Genomic DNA, 2,652 nt, shown 5'->3' with positions numbered 1-2,652 from the left:
GCTTGACATTGATGACTTTAAATCTTTCAACGACAATTATGGTCACCGGGTTGGCGACCAGGCACTTATCGCTGTTGCGAAAATCATAAGCAGATGCGTCGCTGAGTACTGCAAGGGCACGCCGGCAGAGCTTTATGCAACCCGTTTTGGCGGCGAAGAGTTTGCACTGATTCTTCCAAACATTGCCGAACCAGAGGCCGCATCTCTTGCTGAAACCATTCGTAGCAACATCAAGGAGTACAACTTCCTTATTCGCGATGATAAGGGTGAAATCATACAAAAAGGTATCTCCCTCTCCGCTAGTTTTGGGGTAGCGCAACATTTCTCAAACCACACCTCAAAAGATGACACTGAAACTTTAATCAATAATGCCGACAAGGCCATGTACAGCGCTAAAAATAACGGAAAAAACCAAGTTGTTCAATTCGGGGCAATTAGCTGACCAGACTCCACACCCAATAGTACATTTTGCCAGTGGAAAGGCTCAGGCTTGAGTCTTTCCACTGGCGATACCTCGCAATACCTCTCTTCAGTTTACGTTCTTTTTTAAATCATTCCACAATCATTCATTTATTTAACGATAAAGATCAGGTACATATGAATGAGACTCAGGTACGCTGCAGTAGAACTGTTACGATAGTTGTTTTACGTACTCAATCTTTCAGACATAAGACACTTGCCACTTTACTATGGAATGGATTCAAGCCTTTCGAAACACTGATGCTGCTCTGACGCTTGCCAAAAAACTGCATTCCCTTAATCTTCACCCAATACGCCTGATGGAAGTCTGCGGCACTCACACCATGGCTATTGCCCAGAACGGTATTCGCGAACTGATGCCCCCGGCGATAACCCTCACATCAGGTCCGGGCTGCCCAGTATGTGTCACTGCTGTCCAGGAGATCGACACTTTTGTTGCCGCCAGTCGTATTGACAACACAATAATTACTACCTTCGGCGATCTTATTAAAGTACCTGGCAGCACATCATCATTGATTAAAGAGATGGGGACTAAGGCGGTAGTCAAAATTGTCTATTCCGCCCTTGATGCACTGGATATTGCCCGGAAAAATCCAGACAAAGAGATCATTTTTCTCGGGGTTGGCTTTGAAACAACCACACCCACGATTGCCGCGGCAATACTGCAGGCTGCAGCTTCCAACATTGATAATTTTTCGGTAATTTCTGCACATAAACTGATGCCGCCAGCCCTGCAGGCATTAGCTTCTGACCCTGAAGTACATATTAACGGGCTATTATGCCCAGGGCATGTCTCAATAATGATTGGGGCCGCAGCCTACCTGCCTTTTGTCAAAAAGTACAACATACCTTGCGTAATCGCTGGCTTTGAGGCTGTAGATATTTTACACGGTATTGTGATGCTTGCCCAACAATGCATAAACAATGAGCCAGCTAAAGTTGAAATTTCCTACCAGCGGGCCGTATATGAAAAAGGTAACAGTAAGGCTATGGCTATCATGTACCAGGTTTTCGAACCGTGCTCAGCTGAATGGCGAGGAATCGGCACCATCGACGACAGCGGCCTGAAAATCAGGTCAGAATTTGAAAAATTTGATTCAGTGAAAAAGTTTAATCTCCCTCAGGTAAAAGGTAAAGACACACCTGGCTGTCAGTGTGGTAAGGTTCTCAAGGGAATTTTTATGCCTCCGGACTGTAAGCTTTTCAAAAAAGCATGCCGACCAGATCACCCAGTTGGCCCCTGCATGGTCTCTTCTGAAGGCTCTTGCGCCGCCTACTATCGATACCACAAGTAAACTTTTCCCTGACTATATCAGCACAGTAAATGAATCATTATGAAAAAAATCACTTTAGATCACGGTAGTGGTGGCCTTGTTTCTCACGAACTTATCGAGAAAATGTTTCTCCCTATTTTCAACACTGCCGATCGGCATAGCCTCGAAGATAGTGCCCTCATCACCTTGGGAACTGAACGCCTGGCCTTCTCTACAGATTCTTTTGTTGTGGACCCTATTTTCTTCCCAGGAGGCACCATCGGCGATCTGGCGGTTAACGGTACGGTCAATGACCTGGCGATGCGGGGAGCCATCCCGTTGTACCTCTCGGTAGGGCTTATTCTAGAAGAAGGCCTGCCCATGGCCGACCTTGAAAGAATTATTCGCGCCATGAAAGACAGTGCCGATACAGCAGGGGTTCAGATTGTTACTGGTGATACTAAAGTGGTTCCTGTCGGCAAAGCCGATAAGATTTTCATCAACACTACCGGCATCGGACACATGCAAACAGAGCTTGATATCTCGGGAACGAACGCTCAACCCGGAGACCACATCATTCTCAGTGGAACTATGGCCGACCATGGTGTTACGATTTTATGCCAACAGGAAGGTCTAAAAATATCGGGTGGTTTTAAGAGCGACTCAGCGGCACTCAATCATATCATTGCCAAACTCGTTAGCCTTGAAGCAACAAATATTCACACTTTGCGTGATCCAACCCGAGGTGGGGTCGCCACTACCTTAAATGAAATTGCCCAGTCGTCACAGGTTGGAATCATTCTGGAAGAAAAGTTTCTGCCTGTTCGAGATGATGTTCGGGGGGCCTGCGAACTTTTAGGGTTAGACCCACTCTATCTTGCCACTTTACTATGGAATGGATTCAAGCCTTTCGAAACAC

Annotated in this window: 3 protein-coding genes; all 3 read left to right on the top strand. The window is 46.2% G+C overall.

Annotated features, from left to right (window positions below; genetic code table 11):
* Nucleotides 1-442 (top strand): GGDEF domain-containing protein (locus HQK80_16345; GenBank protein ID MBF0223760.1); only part of this gene is annotated, 442 nt, incomplete at its 5' end.
* A gap of 247 nt (nt 443-689) precedes the next feature.
* The gene (gene hypD, locus HQK80_16340) at nt 690-1,775 is read left to right on the top strand and encodes a hydrogenase formation protein HypD (GenBank protein MBF0223759.1); all 1,086 of its coding nucleotides are present in this window, start codon (nt 690-692) and stop codon (nt 1,773-1,775) included.
* A gap of 39 nt (nt 1,776-1,814) precedes the next feature.
* Nucleotides 1,815-2,652: hydrogenase expression/formation protein HypE (gene hypE / locus HQK80_16335; GenBank protein ID MBF0223758.1), on the top strand; the 838-nt coding region annotated here is incomplete at its 3' end.

The sequence above is a fragment of the Desulfobulbaceae bacterium genome (assembly GCA_015231515.1).
Classification (GTDB): domain Bacteria; phylum Desulfobacterota; class Desulfobulbia; order Desulfobulbales; family VMSU01; genus JADGBM01.
This window is presented reverse-complemented; position numbering and strand designations above follow the sequence as displayed.